Origin of the sequence: Arcicella rigui (assembly GCF_034929435.1) — a bacterium.
GTDB lineage: Bacteria > Bacteroidota > Bacteroidia > Cytophagales > Spirosomataceae > Arcicella > Arcicella rigui.
The window spans coordinates 101,921-117,607 of sequence record NZ_JAYFUM010000012.1; the positions used below are offsets into that span (position 1 = coordinate 101,921).

The window sequence follows — 15,687 nt, forward strand, 5'->3', positions numbered from 1 at the left end:
TAGCCCAAAAATTTCCGTCCCTGCTTTTATCTTTTCATGCAAAATACCAACGAAACAAATCCTAAAACAAGCATTTTATCTGAAAAACTATTTTCCTTGCTCAAAACCATTGTTTTTGTACTTATCCTCTGGATGCTCTACAAAGCCTTTGCCGACAAGCAACAAAATATTGATAATTTGCTGCTTGAATATAAAAAAATATGGGTTGAAAAAAACATCATCAAAGGTGTTTTATTGATACTCTTAATCTTTTTTAATTTTGGATTTGAAACTAAAAAGTGGCAAACTTTAGCCCTGAAAGTTGAAGAAATATCTTTCAAAGAAGCCTTGAAAGGCGTACTGATGGGTTTGTCTTTAGGCTTTATTACACCAGCCAATTTGGGCGATTATGCAGGCAGAATGTGGAAATTTAAACAAGAAAAAAGAGCCGAAAGTATCGGAGCAATTTTATTGGGAAACGGTATTCAATTTTTTACTTCTTTGCTTTTTGGTACTTTGGGCTTGATATATTTTATTTTCAGAAAAGAACAGTTTTCAACGCTCAATTTTATCATGATTTTGGTATTTAGTCTGAGTCTGACTTTGGGCTTTTTTGCTTATTTGAAACGACATCTTTTTTATCTCTTTCTTTTGAAAATACCTTTTCTGAAAAGGTTTGCTCATACCGTAAAAATTTTAGAAAATTTTGAAAATCAAGAAGTTAGAATAGTTTTTTTCTGGGCTTTGATGCGATACTTTACCATTTCAATACAATTTGTTTTGGTCTTATTAATCTTTGGTATCGACTTAGAAGTGTTAGATTTGTTGGCAATTGCTTGTTTGGTTTTTCTGGCAAAAACGATTGTGCCAGCCATTAATTTTTTGGGAGATTTAGGCATCAGAGAATTTTCTGCTATTTACTTTTTTAGTTTTTACCATGTCAATACTTCAGCAGTAATAGCCGCTACCTTTGTGTTATGGCTGATTAATATTCTATTTCCAGTATTAGTTGGAAGTATTTTAGTGCTGAAAACAAGGGTTTCGATTTGAAAATTTGAAAATTTGAAGATTAGCTTTTTAGTTTGAAGGTTATAGTTAGTCATTTTTAAATTTTCAAATTGAGTTTCCATTTTCAAATCATCAAATCTCCAAATTTTCAAATTGTTTTTCCATTTTCAAATCTCCAAATCATCAAATTTTCAAATTGTTTTCCATTTTCAAATTAAAAAAATATGCTCTTCATTATCCTAATGATCACCAGTTTGTACTTTGCTTTCAACCTGATTTTGATAGCAGTTTGGAGAGAAATGATGGCGAAACACCAAGTATCAGCCCACGCTACCGACACTAAATTGACGGTAATTATTCCTGTCAGAAACGAAGAGAAATACATACTTCAATTACTTAAAAACTTGAATGAACAAAGTTATCCAGCCGATAATTTTGAAGTGATTGTTGCCAACGACGGCTCTACCGACAGTACCGAAAGTATCGTTTTGAATTATCAAGAAGAAGCCAAATACTCACTGAAAATCTTAAATTTATTGAATGATGCCAGCACTTCCCCCAAAAAAAGAGCCATACAAAAAAGTATAGAAATTTCTTCGGGCGAACTTTTGATAACTACCGATGGCGATTGTAGTGTTTCGCCCAACTGGCTGATGTCCATACAGCAATTGTATAAAAATAATGATGCAAAACTCATCAGTTCGCCAGTCACTTTTACTGAAAAAGACAGTTTGTGGAATACGATTCAAATCATAGAGTTTGCCAGTTTGATAGGCTCAGGAGCTTGTGCGATGTATTTAAAAAAGCCCAATATGTGCAACGGAGCAAATTTGGCTTATACCCGTGAAGTATTTGAAGAAGTAAATGGTTTTGCAGGAAACGAAAATGTAGCCTCGGGCGATGATGAATTTTTGATGCATAAAATCGCCAAAAAATATCCTGATAAAGTATTTTTCAATCCAGTTTTCGATGCTATCGTGCGAACGGCATCTCAGGAAAATTTAACTCATTTTTACCAACAAAGAAGACGCTGGGCGAGTAAGTGGAAGCACTACGACAATTGGCAAGTATCGGCTTTAGCAGTATTTATTTTCTTGGCAAATCTCAGTGTTTTGGTGGCTTATTGTATGTTGGATAATTATTTCGGAAAAGGAATTTTATTGCTAAAATTCTCAGCTGAATTTTATTTTCTGTACTCTATCATCAAGTTTTTGGGTTACCAAAGTAAAGCTAAGTACATTCCGATTGTTCAACTTATTTATCCCTTTTATGTAGTGTTTTTTGGTTTGTTGGCACAAGGAAAAGGCTACCGTTGGAAGGGGCGGAGGTTGGAGTAAAGAAGCATTTTTATTGAACCAAGCACAAATTTTGATTTTTCACTCAGCTAATTCAAAGTATAAAAATTAACTTGCACTCGTATATTTTTTGTTTGTAATAAGTTATTCCCCATGTTCATTCATAAAACCAACTTCCTGATGCGGGCTTTGTATCCAGATTTTGTCTGGAATATCAAGCGTGATGAAAAAGTAATTTACTTGACTTTTGACGATGGCCCAATTCCTGATGTTACGGAATTTGTTTTGGAAGAATTGGCAAAGTATCAGGCAAAAGCTACTTTTTTTTGTATCGGCGATAATGTCAGAAAACATCCTGAAGTATTTCAAAAAATAATACAACAAGGTCATGCGGTTGGGAATCATACTTTTAATCATTTGAAAGGTTGGGTGACAGAAGATGAACTTTATTTACAAAATTTCAAGGAATGTGAGGCAATTTTAGAGCAGGATTTTCAGCTTCCCGATAGCTTGATTTTCAATAAAAGGAAGTTTCGCCCGCCTTATGGACGCATCAAAAAAAGTCAAGCGAAAGTGATTTTACCAAGTCACGAAATTATCATGTGGGATGTACTTTCTGGGGATTTCTCTCAAGAATTATCACCCGAAAAAGTATTGAAAAAAACAATTCAACACAGCACTAATGGCTCGATTGTTTTGTTTCACGACAGCATCAAAGCCAATACAAATATGTCTTATGCTTTGCCAAGAGTATTGTCTTTTTTCTCAGAAAAAGGTTTTACTTTTAGGGCATTGTAAACCTAAATGGAATAAATGAATACTTCACAACAGCCAAATATTACGATTTGGATAGCTGCTCGTAATGAAGAAGAGACGATTATTAATTGTCTGAACTCTATCAATAAAGTCAATTATCCTAAAGAAAAACTACAAGTACTCATTGGAAACGACCAGTCGGAAGACCAAACAAAAGCGTTGGTTGAAGACTTTATAAAAGACAAACCTTTTTTTCAACTTATTGATATTCAGAAAGTAATTAATGGTCAAAGAGGAAAAGCCAATGTGTTAGCCAATCTTTATGAACATTCTACGGGAAAATATTTTTTGATTTGTGATGCCGACGTAACAGTAAATCCTGATTGGATTGAAGGCATGATTGCTAATTTTGAAGCCGATGAAAAAATCGGTCATCAAGTTGGTATTACAGATATTAAAGGGACAAACGTCTGGCATCATTTTCAGTCAATCGACTGGCTTCATGCACTCACTTTATTGAAAATTGCCGCAGATTTAAAAATTCCTTTGACGGGTCTGGGCAATAATTCAGCCATTACTCGCAAGGCTTATGAAGCTACGGGCGGTTATGCAAAAATCCCTTTTTCTATTACTGAAGATTTTGCACTTTTCCATGAAGTAGTCGGAAAAGGTTTTGGCTTTAAAAATACCATTAATCGTAAAGTATTCAACCAAACTTTACCGATGATGAACCTCAAAGAATTCTTGCATCAAAGAAAACGTTGGATGGTTGGGGCTTTACAATGTCCTTGGTGGATAGTTACTTTACTTTTTTTACAAGCACTTTTATTGCCGATTTTGGCAGTAGTTGGGCTTACTTATTCTTGGGAACTGGCTGGTATTTTATGGTTTGTAAAATGGTTGAACCAAAGTATTACAGTCTTGCCAACAATTTTAAAATTAAGACGATTTCACTTAATAAAACATTTACTTTTGTACGAAATCTATGCCAATTGCTGGCAATTAACGATGATACTCTTTTATTATTCGCCCGTTGCGGTGGATTGGAAGGGAAGAATTTATCGTTGAGTTTTGAATGAAGAATGTAGAGTGCGGAATTGTTTTAGTATAGATTTCAAAAAATCAAAAGCTTACAGCCTACCGCTTAAAGCAAAATAAAATATCAAATGAATAATTCATCCTTACAAATTATTGAAACACACGCTCATATTTACGATGAAACTTATCAAGAAGACCGTGACGAAATGTTGCAAAAGGCATTTTCGGCAGGAGTATCGCAAATTTGGATGCCGAATTGTGCCTCAGAAACCATTGATGGAATGATGGTTTTGGCTGAAAAATATCCGAAGCAATGTTTTCCGATGATGGGTTTACATCCCTGTTATGTGAAAGAAGATTTTGAAAAAGAATTAGCCATTGTGGAAGATTGGTTAAATAAGTATAAATTTATTGCTATCGGAGAAATTGGAATGGATTTGTATTGGGACAAAACCTTTGTAAAACAGCAAGAGGAAGCTTTTTTATATCAATGTCAGTTGGCAAAAAAACACGATTTATGGATTGATATTCATTCAAGAAATGCTTTTTGGGAAACTGTAAATTTGATAGAAAAAAATGCTGACCCCAATTTAAAAGGTATTTTTCACTGCTTCACGGGTACTTTAGAGGAAGCCCAAAAAGCTATTGAATTAGGCTTTTTGTTGGGAATTGGTGGGGTGGCTACTTTCAAAAATGGCGGATTAGATAAAATTCTTCCACATATTGATTTAACATCCATTGTTTTGGAAACCGACGCACCTTATTTAGCACCCGTTCCGTACAGAGGAAAAAGAAACGAGCCAGCTTATTTGACAATCATTGCCCAAAGAGTAGCCGATTTGATGGAATGTAGCATCGAAAAAGTAATCGAACAGAGTACGCAAAATGCCCTACATTTATGCCTTGAAAAAGTTAGTAAGTAAATATTCACAACTCACTAAAATATTTATTATTTATGTATAATATCATTAAAATCAAAACAAAAGCCGAAGGAAAAAGAGATGTAAAAGTACTTGTGATTTACACAGGAGGTACGCTTGGGATGGTCTATGATGCACAAAGCAAAGGCTTAGTTCCTTTTGATTTTGCCCAAATTCCTGAAAATTTGCCCGAAATGGCTCGTTTAGATTTTGATATTTCAGTACTTACTTTTGATACTTTGTTGGATTCCTCGAATATGAATCCCTCAGTCTGGATTAGTCTTGCCAAAATTATTGGTGAAAAGTATAACGAGTACGATTCTTTCGTCATCATTCATGGCACGGATACAATGGCTTATACGGCTTCTGCTTTGAGTTTTTTATTAGAAAATCTGAACAAACCTGTCATTCTTACGGGAGCTCAGTTGCCAATTGGCGTTGCCAGAACAGATGCAAAAGAAAATTTTATTACGGCTTTGGAAATCGCTGCGGATAAAGTGAACAATTTACCTGTGGTTTCAGAGGTTTGTATTTATTTCAATTCACATTTATTGCGTGGGAATCGTGCCAGAAAAAGAGAAAGTGTTCAGTTCAACGCTTTTGAATCTGAAAATTATCCAGTTTTGGCAGAAGCAGGAATCAGAATAGAATACAATAAACCTTATTTGAAACATCATTTTCCGAATGCCAAACTAATTGTACACGACAAGTTGGATGAAAATGTGGTGATTCTAAAGATTTTTCCGGGTATTTCTGAAAAAGTAATCAGAAGTATTTTAGCCATCGAAGGACTCAAGGGAGTAGTTTTAGAAACCTATGGCTCAGGAAATGCACCTACCGAACCTTGGTTTCTGGATTTAATCAAAGAATTTATTGACAAAGGAATCATCATCTATAATGTTTCACAATGCAATGGCGGAAGAGTAAGTCAGGGACATTATCAAACAAGTAGATATTTTCAAGAAATTGGCGTGGTAAGTGGAGCAGATTTAACCACCGAAGCTGCCATTACTAAACTCATGTTTATTTTGGCACAAGATACCTACTTTGCTGAGAAGAAGAAAAATTTGAAATATTCAATAGCAGGCGAAATGTCTTAAAAAAAATAGTCTTGGAGTTTCATTTCTGAAACCCCAAGACTAAATACTATACGCCATTAGAAGATTTAATCGTAGCAAGATTTTTGATTTTTCGCTCATAACGATTGATAATTTCCTTTTTCTGTGCCACAAATTGCTTTCGCTCTTTTACAATTTTGAAAGACAATACTTGTATTACTTTATCTTGTTTACGAATATGAGTATTGAGCTTTACGATTTCGTTTTCATACCCAAAAATCTTTTTCTGTGTTTCGATTTTGTAAGCTGTAAACTCCTCAACTTTCAAATCTACCAAGCTCATCAAATTTTGCATTCTAACTGAATCTTGCTTGTAAGAGCTTCTAATACTCCTCACTTCATTCATGTAGGATTCGTATTTTTGTTCTTGCGTTGCCAGTTGGTCGGTCATAGTTTGTGTTCTTGCACGCAAGTCACGTACTTCTAACTGCGAACGCTTGAAACTTTCATTCAGACGCATTTTAGAACCGTCAAGTTCTCTATATTTTTTATTACTAATACATGAAGGTAATGCAAAAGTAACAGCAATGATGGCTATGTAAGCAGGTAAAATGTTCTTATTCATATCCGTAGGAATTAATAGTGTAAAAAAACTATGAACAATAGGTTCTAAACAAATTTGTATTCGTTAATAAACTACATGAGCGTTTCAGGATACTTTGTAAAATAAAGTATCGAAAATCAAACGAAATCTTATTTTTTTAGAATTATACCTTTAAGTATTTGAGGTTTTTGTTCACAACAGCGTTTTTGTTAGCTACAATAATGAATTTTTTGCCACAACCCGGGCAACGATAATACTTTAAATTTGAAATAAAGAAAAAGAATAATTTAATTAAAAAAGGTCTTTTTATCCTATCACAATGGTCGCAACCGCAGCTGGGGCATTCGTTAATACTTGTTTTATTAAGCTTATAAAAGGCAAGTAATAGAATTGATATAATAATAAGCCCAACAGATAATATAAGTGATGGTTCTGAAAAAGACATGTTGATAGAATTGGTTAATGATGTTTTGTTTATCTACTAAAGGTTATTGAAATCTTATGGTTTTGTTTTTGCTTTCAACGTTGCTTTATGTACGTTTAATTAATGAAAAGGGCTAATAATTCGCCTTTTGAGTTAATATCAAGCTTTGAATATATTTTTTTAATATGGTCGTTTACGGTCGAGTAACTGATGAATAACTGGCTGGCAATTTCTTTATAAGATTTTCCTTTGAGTAAATAATCAACTACGTCTTTTTCTCTTTTACTTAATCTTGTATCAAGTCTTTGTTCTTTTACTTTTGTTTTTTGTGATATTTTTGAAAATAACATTGATGCAATTTCTGGCGAAATCAAAGCTCCGTTATTTTTAATGATGTCAATTTGCTTTACCAATTTTTTCAGCGACAAAGGTTTTAATAAATAACCGTTTGCTCCTGCGGTTACGGCTTTCCAGATTGACTCTTCATCACAAGAACCGCTAATCATTACAATGTGAGCATTAGGGTAAGTTTTACGGATGATACTTATGCCGTCTATCCCTGAAATACCCGGAAGCCCGTTGTCTATAAATATTAAGTAAGGTGGTTGACTGAGTTGTGGACTGACGCTCAGAAACTTTTCTATACTATTGACCGAGAAGACAATTTTCATGTCTTCATATATTGAAAAAAAGTGTTCGACATTATCTCTTAGATTGCTGTCATCTTCAATGATTCCTATCAATAAATCCATAATTAGCGAAGTAAATATTCATCAGTTTTTAACAAATATAGTTTTTGATGATTGCTACAACTACGACAGATGTTTGACTAAAAAATGATAAAAGTCAATGTATATAATGTTTTGTAAAAAGCTGAATTTTCAAAAATAATCTTATAACTATGTGTTTTCTTTTGGATTGGAAAAACCTTTTTATGGAGTATTTTTTTACAATTAGTGATACAAAGTAAGACGATATAAATCTGTTAATCAATCCCTATAAATAGGGGTTTTAATATTTTGAATGATTGTTCGATGAGTAGCCTTTGTCTTACTATTGTTTTATATGAGGATTTTTGGATTTTAATGTAGCAAATAACACTTAGAATATGATTATTTATTTTTAGTAGATAATAGATTGACCTCAAAAGACTAATTTTTTCTAGCAGAATTAAAAAACCCCTTGTAATAGGGATTGTGCAGTTTTTCAATTTGTTTTTACTTTGCATCATCCTTCAGAGTTCAATTGTCTAATCTCCTGATTAAATAGTTACGATGAAGTGGTGTGTGTAATTTACTTTAGTTGGGGGTAGCGACGGCGGTAGCTACCGCCAACTAACTTAACCAAACACTTAAACTGGCATTAAAACCACTAACACATAAATACTGTTTAAATATTGTAACCACTAACAAGTAATCTGAAAGCAGCATTCGTTAATTACGAATGCTGCTTTTTTATTGTGTATCTATGCCAGATTTTATCTAACCCCTTAAAATAGGGAAAAACCCCTACTTTAAGGGATTGTATCCTTGTTTTTTCTAATGTTATTTTGTGCAAGAAGTTTAAGAAAATAAAGGTTAAGCTCAGATTTTTATAAATATTTATTAGTCAAATAAATATTTGGATTTTATGTAAGATTGATGGTTTATCATTGAAATAAGACACCAATGCAAAATTTAATTTATTGATTTGAGGCTTGCTTCGAAATGAAGCATTTACTTTTTCAAACTATGAATAAATATATTTATTGCAAAGCGGTAAATGTGAAACTAACCCCAAAATTGTATTTTATCTTTAGAAACTTATGAATGAAAGTACTTTATTTATAAACTTGAATAGTCCTTTACTTGATGTTTTTGATGAGTGTGTATTTGCAATCAATCATAATTTTGAGTTTTTGGGTTTCAATAAAGCCTTTGCTGAACAGTATAAAACCTTCTTTGGATGTTATCCGACACTTTTCAAAAAAGGAATGGGAGCTGGGGATTTTTTTATAGGAGAAAAAGTAAGAGCAGCTTATCAAAAGGCATTTTTGGGTGAGCCTTTCGAGATGACTGAAACGATTAATAAGAAATCAATCTCTATTTTCTTTAAACCAGTACTCAATGAAAAGTCGGAGGTTGATTTTGTAATTATTTACACAAAAAGTGCTGAGGCTAAACCTCGCTTATCTGAAACTGTTTCTGTCAACGAACAGCGTTATCAATACATGATTGATAATTTTAATGAAGTAATGTTTCAGACTGATTTAGAAGGTAATTGGATTTTTTTGAATAAGGCCTGGACGAATATTCTTGAGTATTCTATCGAGGAATCAATCGGGAAAAATTATACTTCGTTTATCCACCCTGATGATATTGCTCCAGTTTTGTCTTCTTTTGATCCTGTAATGAAAGGGGAAAAAGAAAACCTTATTTCAACGGTACGTTATATTTCAAAATCAGGTAAAATCAAATGGCTAAAAGTACTTTCAAATTTGATATACAATGACCAAAAAGAAGTTATAGGGATTTCTGGTACAATGACTGATGTTAGTATCGAAAAAGAAAAGACAAACATCAACAATTTACTCTCGCAAAACATCAAAGATTTAGTATGTATTCATAATATGGATGGAACGTATTTGTATGTTTCTCCTTCTATTGAAGACCTAACAGGTTTTAAACCAGAGGAATTGCTGGGTAAAAGTCCTTATGAATTTTTTCATCCAGAGGATATTGAATATATTAATAATGATCATGAAGAAGTTATTAAACAAAAAACATCAGTACATTACCTTACTTATCGCTTCAAAAAAAAATGTGGTGACTATGTGTGGGTAGAATCAAATACAAAAGTATTTTATGATGACTTTAATTTAGAAAATAGACTGATTACTTCTACAAGAGAAATCCAAGAACGAAAATTGGCTGAGGAAGGATTAATGAAAGCCTTGCACCGAGAACGAGAACTGAACGAACTAAAGTCAAGATTTGTATCAATGACTACCCATGAGTTAAAAACTCCTCTTTCAGTTATTTCGTCGTCTGCGGAAATTATTGAAGTATATACCCAACAGATAGATAATCCGAGAATAAAAAACATATCAAAGCAACTTGACAATATTTATTCTGAGATTATAAGAATCACCAAATTAATCAATGATACCTTGTTGTTGGGTAAAATTGAAATGGGTTCTCGTGAAATAAAAAAAGTAGAAATCAATTTATTGCATTTGGTGCAGTACATCATCGAGCGTCAGAACAGACAGCAAAAGGATAATCGTGTGATTGAATTTGAAAAGTATGGAATTGAAAGGAACATACAAGGTGATACGTTACATTTTGAACATATTTTGGACAATCTTATTTCAAATGCTTTTAAATATTCACAAAATAGACCAAACCCTAAATTGATACTTACTTTTAATGAAAGTGATTTTCAAGTAGTGGTTATTGATAGCGGTATAGGTATTCCGCTAAATCAGCAAAAAATGATTTGTACTTCATTTTTTAGAGGTCATAATGTTGGAAACATCAAAGGCAGTGGCTTGGGCTTATTTTTAGTAAATAACCTTGTGAAAATCTATCAAGGTGAAATCAGTTTTGAAAGTGCTGAAGACCATGGTACAACTTTCAGATTGAGAATTCCTTATGAGATTAAATAATTAAAAACACTCTTATATACACTTTCTTGTATTTTAAACATATAAAACATATTTATTTTGAGAGATATTTGTAAAAAAGATGATAAATGTCATTATATGTGACGACAATATAGCTGAATTTTGAATACTCACAAACTTGACATTTTATACAGATATTTTCACTTCAGATTAAATAAAGTTTTTTATTTATTTGAATTGTTTACCTAATACTTAGAGAAATAATTACTTGGACAATGGATTTTAATAAATTGATGCTTGATGCCGTAGAGGAAAGTACCTGTATAATCAATAGGGATACCATGTTTGTTGCTTTCAATACTGCGTATGAAAATTTTTTCTTTAAGATTTATGGTACTTATCCAGTGTTAGGGGAGAAACGTCTGGTTGCTTTGGAGACTGATTTTGATTTCTTTACAAAAGAATGTATCGAAAGAGTATTTAAAGGAGAAAGCTTTAAAGCCAATCAAATGGTAAATGAGATTTACTGGGAGTTTTCTTTTACACCCATTTTTGATGGTAATAATAAAGTGGAGTTTTTGATGCTTATTATCAAAGAAACGACTCAAACCAATAAATTAATAAAAGCAGTAACTGCCCAGAAAGAGGAATATCAGTACGTTGTGGAAAATATGCGTGACGTACTTTTCCAAACGGATACTAAGGGAAATTGGATTTTCCTAAATAAAGCGTGGAATGAAATTTTTCAATTTACGGTCGAAGAATCATTAGGTCGTCCATTTTTTGAATACCTTCATCCAGACGATGTTGCCAAAAATGCCCTTCTTTTCGAGCCACTCATCAAGCGTGAAAAAACATATTGTCGTCATGCTATCAGATATATTGATAAAGCTGGGAAAATTAAATGGATGCAAGTATTTGCTACGCTTTTACTCAATGAAAATGATGAAATCATTGGTACAACCGGAACACTCCGAGACACCACCAATGAAAAAATGAATGCCCACTTTAGCGAATTACTTTCAAGTAATGTAAAAGACCTTATTGTAATCTATAATTTACAGGGTAATATTCTTTATGCCTCTCCTTCCTGTAATGAAATGCTGGGTTATACTCAAAATGAAATGATAGGTAGAAGTGCTTATGATTTTTTCTACCCTGATGACATCGACTTTATTCAGAAAAGACATCGAATGATTTTGGAGAACGAATTGTTGGATTCTACCATTGATTACCGTCTTGTGAAAAAGAATGGCGATTACCTTTGGGTTGAAACTACCTACAAAGTATTTTTTGATGATTATGAGATAGAAGATAGGGTTATTAGTGTAAGCCGAGACATTACAGAGAAGAAATTAGTAGAAGAAAGTATGTTGAAAGCTCTTCAAAAAGAAAAAGAGCTGAATGAAATGAAAACCAGATTTGTGGCAATGACGGCTCATGAATTTAAAACGCCACTTTCTACCATTTCTTCTTCGGCAGAGATTATAGAAATGTATGTAGAGCAAATTGAAGATAGCCGAAACGAAAAAATTGTAAAACAGCTAACAAATATTCACTCTGAAATCGTCAGAATTACCAATTTAATGAATGAAACGCTTTTTCTTGGAAAAATTGAATCTGAAAATACCGAAGTACATAGGGCAGAATTGGATTTGGTTTCTTTGATTCGCTATATCATGGAACGCCAAAACAGACATCAACGAGACGGACGTACTTTAGAGTTTGAAATCATCGGTCAAGAAAGAAAAATACTTGCTGATGCCCAACATCTTGAGCATATCATTGATAATTTAGTTTCTAACGCTTTTAAATATTCGCAAAAACGTGATTCACCGAAGTTAATACTCTTTTTCAATGAACACGATTATCAAATCTATGTGATTGATTACGGCATTGGCATTCCTGTAAGTCAGCAAAAGAAAGTATATTCTTCGTTTTTTAGAGGAAGCAATGTTGGCTCTATCAAAGGAACAGGTTTGGGTTTATTAATTGTACATAATTTAGTTCAAATTAACGGAGGCGAAATCACTTTTGAAAGTACCGAAAATATGGGTACGACTTTTAAATTGAAATTTCCTTACGCTTGATTTACAATATTTTGTTAGTTAATTTAAGATTATTTGTAGTATAGTTCTTCTAAAAAATAGTTTTTGAAAAAAGTAAATTATAGGCTTTCTATTAGAAAAATCATGATTTTTTTCTAATCTTTGGTATTCCAAAAACTAAAATTTATGCAAGTAAGTACAAGTACATGGTCGAATAGTTTTTATCCTCAAATTTTAGATTTAATCCACGACGCTGTACATGTAGTTGATACAGACTATCGTTTTGTGGGTTTCAATCAAGCTTTCTTCGGTTTTTATCATACTCTATTTAATGAACCTCCCCAAATCGGTGAGCGTGGAAAACAATTATCTGATGAGCTTTACCGTGAAATTGTGAGCGAGTCATATTCAAGAGGATTTCGAGGTGAACAATTTCTGATTTCACACAGTATAAACAACCTTTATTTAGATTTTTCAGTTACTCCAAATTTCAATGCCAATAAAGAGGTTGACTATCTCATTGTTTGCAGTCGTGAAACTACACAAACCAATCTTTTACTCCAACAAGTAACCAGTCAAGAACGAAAATACCAGCATTTAGTTGAAAGTATGAATGACATCATCTATCAAGCAGATAGAGAAGGACGATTTACTTTTTTGAATAAAGCTTGGGAAGATATTTTGGGCTATACTGTGGAAGAAAGTTTGGGAAAAGACTTCAAGAATTTTACCATTCCAGAAGATTACGAAAATACCAGAATTGCTTTTGGCCCTTTGTTTCAAAAGAAAATAGAATCCTGTCGTGAAGAGATTAGATACGTCGATAAAAATGGCAATATAAAATGGTTGATTGCTCATGCAAAATTGCTTTTGAATGAAAATGGCAAGATCTTAGGAACAACAGGCACGCTTAAAGACATTACTGGCGAAAAAGCGAATGCCCATCTCAATGAATTATTATTGGATAATGTTCGAGATATTATTACGCTCAATAATATGGAAGGAAAATGTATTTACATTTCTCCGTCCGTAGAGGCACTTACTGGCTATAAACCCAAAGAAATTATTGGGCAATATATACGTAATTTTTATCATCCCGACGACCTTATCCGTTTAGAAAAAGAAGGTAAACTTTTACGCCAAGACCCCGACCCAAACTCTTCTTACGAATTTAGATTTAAGAAAAAAAACGGAGAATATACTTGGTTGGAAGGCACATATAAAATCTTTTTTGATAATTATGATTTAGAAAGAAGAGTAATAAGTTCGTCCAGAGAAATTACCGAACGCAAATTGGCGGAGGAAGGACTCATGAAAGCTCTCCAAAAAGAAAGAGAACTCAACGAGCTGAAAACCAGATTTGTAGCCATGACAGCCCATGAATTCAAAACGCCACTTTCAACGATTGCTTCGGCGGCTGATATAATTGATATTTTAATTACGCAACTTCAAGATAGCCGTAAAGATATTATTACCAAACAGCTAAGTAATATTCATTCAGAAATCGTCAGAATTAATAAAATGATGAATGAAACCTTGTTCCTTGGTAAAATTGAAGCCGAAAATACACAAGTAAATCGAGATGAAATTGACCTTGTTGATGTAATTACTTATATGGCCGACCGTCAGAATAAACATCAACAAGATGGCAGAAAACTGGAATTAATTATTGAAGGAACAAGACGCAAAGTATTTGCCGATATTCAACATTTAGAGCATATTGTTGATAATATTCTTTCAAATGCCTTTAAGTACTCTAAAGAAAAAGAAAGTCCGAAATTGATTTTAACCTTCAATGATAGCGACTATCAAATCAAAATCATTGATTTTGGTATTGGTATTCCTCAGTATCAGCAGAAAAAAGTTTATACTTCATTTTTCAGAGGAAATAATGTCGGAGGAATAAAAGGGACTGGACTCGGTTTATTGATTGTACACAATTTAGTAAAAATAAACGGCGGGGAAATTTCTTTTGAAAGTACCGAAAACGTAGGGACTACTTTTACTATTAATTTTCCTTATTTTTAATGTTAAAAATCGCTTATTCTTCCATTTATCAACATCCGTTACCAGAAGGACATCGTTTCCCGATGTTGAAGTATGAATTAATTCCCGAACAATTGCTTTATGAAGGTACTTGTAGTCCAGCGAATTTTTTCGTTCCAGAAGCAGTTGATGAAAAATGGATTCTTCTGAGCCACGATGCAGAGTACTGGGAAGACTTAAAAAATCTTCGCCTCGACCCAAAAATGGTTCGAAAAATCGGTTTTCCTTTGTCTGAAGCATTAGTAATGCGTGAAACCATCATCACACAAGGCACAATTGATTGCTGTCATTTTGCTTTTGAAAATGGCGTAGCCATGAACGTTGCAGGCGGAACGCATCATGCTTACTCCAATAAAGGCGAAGGATTCTGTTTGCTCAACGACGTAGCAGTGGCAGCCAATTATTTGTTAGCTCAAAAGTTAGCTCATAAAATTTTAGTCATTGATTTAGACGTACATCAAGGCAACGGAACGGCTGAAATTTTTCAGCAAGAAAAGCGAGTCTTTACTTTTTCGATGCACGGAAAAGAAAATTACCCACTTCACAAAGAAAAATCTGATTTAGACATCGAACTCCCAACTTATACGCAAGATGAGCCGTACTTGTCTTTACTTTATGAAACACTTCCGAAATTAATCAAAAGCCAAAATCCAGATTTTTTATTTTATGTTTCTGGCGTTGATATTTTAGCAACGGATAAACTGGGTAAACTAAGTGTTTCAAAAGAAGGATGTTATCGACGTGACGAATTTGTTTTTGAACAAGCTAAAATGAACAATTTACCGATTGTAGTAGCCATGGGTGGAGGTTACTCACCTAAAATTACAGACATCGTAGAAGCCCATTGCAATACTTTCCGCTTGGCTGAGAAAATGTATTTTTGATTTATAAAAAAAGCTTGATGATT

At 33.2% G+C, this 15,687-nt stretch carries 12 protein-coding genes; 10 read left to right on the top strand and 2 right to left on the bottom strand.

Translation table 11 applies throughout. From position 1 onward, the window contains the following. Window positions 1–36: 36 nt before the first annotated feature. From VB248_RS12010 to VB248_RS12035, 6 genes are all read left to right on the top strand, one after another. Window positions 37–1,029 carry a lysylphosphatidylglycerol synthase transmembrane domain-containing protein gene (locus tag VB248_RS12010; protein WP_323297025.1) on the top strand — a complete coding sequence of 331 codons (993 nt, stop codon included), beginning with the start codon at window positions 37–39 and terminating at the stop codon, window positions 1,027–1,029. 182 nt (window positions 1,030–1,211) lie between these two features. Further along, a complete protein-coding gene (locus tag VB248_RS12015; RefSeq protein ID WP_323297026.1) occupies window positions 1,212–2,324 on the top strand; it encodes a glycosyltransferase in 1,113 nt (370 codons plus the stop codon). 111 nt (window positions 2,325–2,435) lie between these two features. Next, window positions 2,436–3,080, top strand: coding sequence for a polysaccharide deacetylase family protein (locus VB248_RS12020; protein WP_323297027.1), 645 nt, complete (start codon window positions 2,436–2,438; stop codon window positions 3,078–3,080). 15 nt (window positions 3,081–3,095) lie between these two features. Then, window positions 3,096–4,106, top strand: coding sequence for a glycosyltransferase (locus VB248_RS12025; protein WP_323297028.1), 1,011 nt, complete (start codon window positions 3,096–3,098; stop codon window positions 4,104–4,106). 98 nt (window positions 4,107–4,204) lie between these two features. After that, complete coding sequence (locus tag VB248_RS12030; protein ID WP_323297029.1) at window positions 4,205–4,999, top strand: TatD family hydrolase; 795 nt, start codon at window positions 4,205–4,207, stop codon at window positions 4,997–4,999. A 32-nt stretch (window positions 5,000–5,031) separates the two neighbouring features. Next, on the top strand, window positions 5,032–6,096 hold the full coding sequence (locus VB248_RS12035; RefSeq protein ID WP_323297030.1) for an asparaginase: 1,065 nt from the start codon (window positions 5,032–5,034) through the stop codon (window positions 6,094–6,096). A gap of 46 nt (window positions 6,097–6,142) precedes the next feature. On the opposite strand, the gene VB248_RS12040 is transcribed toward VB248_RS12035, so the two are convergent. Both VB248_RS12040 and VB248_RS12045 read right to left on the bottom strand, forming a co-directional pair. Next, window positions 6,143–6,679: a hypothetical protein gene (locus VB248_RS12040; RefSeq protein WP_323297031.1), complete on the bottom strand. Its 537-nt coding sequence runs from the start codon at window positions 6,677–6,679 to the stop codon at window positions 6,143–6,145. A gap of 519 nt (window positions 6,680–7,198) precedes the next feature. After that, on the bottom strand, window positions 7,199–7,834 hold the full coding sequence (locus VB248_RS12045; RefSeq protein WP_323297032.1) for a transcriptional regulator: 636 nt from the start codon (window positions 7,832–7,834) through the stop codon (window positions 7,199–7,201). A 1,052-nt stretch (window positions 7,835–8,886) separates the two neighbouring features. Between VB248_RS12045 and VB248_RS12050 the strand changes: the two genes are divergently transcribed. The 4 genes from VB248_RS12050 to VB248_RS12065 all read left to right on the top strand — a co-directional run bounded on the left by VB248_RS12050 (window position 8,887) and on the right by VB248_RS12065 (window position 15,664). Further along, window positions 8,887–10,728 (top strand): sensor histidine kinase, encoded by a 1,842-nt coding sequence (locus tag VB248_RS12050; protein WP_323297033.1) that lies wholly within the window; start codon window positions 8,887–8,889, stop codon window positions 10,726–10,728. Between the two features lie 233 nt (window positions 10,729–10,961). Further along, a complete protein-coding gene (locus VB248_RS12055) occupies window positions 10,962–12,776 on the top strand; it encodes a sensor histidine kinase (RefSeq protein WP_323297034.1) in 1,815 nt (604 codons plus the stop codon). Window positions 12,777–12,920: 144 nt separating this feature from the next. Next, complete coding sequence (locus VB248_RS12060) at window positions 12,921–14,762, top strand: sensor histidine kinase (protein WP_323297035.1); 1,842 nt, start codon at window positions 12,921–12,923, stop codon at window positions 14,760–14,762. Beyond that, a complete protein-coding gene (locus VB248_RS12065) occupies window positions 14,762–15,664 on the top strand; it encodes a histone deacetylase family protein (protein WP_323297036.1) in 903 nt (300 codons plus the stop codon). The genes VB248_RS12060 and VB248_RS12065 overlap by 1 nt, the downstream gene beginning before the upstream one ends. Window positions 15,665–15,687 lie beyond the last annotated feature (23 nt).

Coding starts and splice junctions, on each gene's coding strand:
- VB248_RS12010 (WP_323297025.1), top strand. CDS start 37: ATGCAAAATACCAACGAAACAAATCCTAAAACAAGCATTTTATCTGAA.
- VB248_RS12015 (WP_323297026.1), top strand. CDS start 1,212: ATGCTCTTCATTATCCTAATGATCACCAGTTTGTACTTTGCTTTCAAC.
- VB248_RS12020 (WP_323297027.1), top strand. CDS start 2,436: ATGTTCATTCATAAAACCAACTTCCTGATGCGGGCTTTGTATCCAGAT.
- VB248_RS12025 (WP_323297028.1), top strand. CDS start 3,096: ATGAATACTTCACAACAGCCAAATATTACGATTTGGATAGCTGCTCGT.
- VB248_RS12030 (WP_323297029.1), top strand. CDS start 4,205: ATGAATAATTCATCCTTACAAATTATTGAAACACACGCTCATATTTAC.
- VB248_RS12035 (WP_323297030.1), top strand. CDS start 5,032: ATGTATAATATCATTAAAATCAAAACAAAAGCCGAAGGAAAAAGAGAT.
- VB248_RS12040 (WP_323297031.1), bottom strand. CDS start 6,679: ATGAATAAGAACATTTTACCTGCTTACATAGCCATCATTGCTGTTACT.
- VB248_RS12045 (WP_323297032.1), bottom strand. CDS start 7,834: ATGGATTTATTGATAGGAATCATTGAAGATGACAGCAATCTAAGAGAT.
- VB248_RS12050 (WP_323297033.1), top strand. CDS start 8,887: ATGAATGAAAGTACTTTATTTATAAACTTGAATAGTCCTTTACTTGAT.
- VB248_RS12055 (WP_323297034.1), top strand. CDS start 10,962: ATGGATTTTAATAAATTGATGCTTGATGCCGTAGAGGAAAGTACCTGT.
- VB248_RS12060 (WP_323297035.1), top strand. CDS start 12,921: ATGCAAGTAAGTACAAGTACATGGTCGAATAGTTTTTATCCTCAAATT.
- VB248_RS12065 (WP_323297036.1), top strand. CDS start 14,762: ATGTTAAAAATCGCTTATTCTTCCATTTATCAACATCCGTTACCAGAA.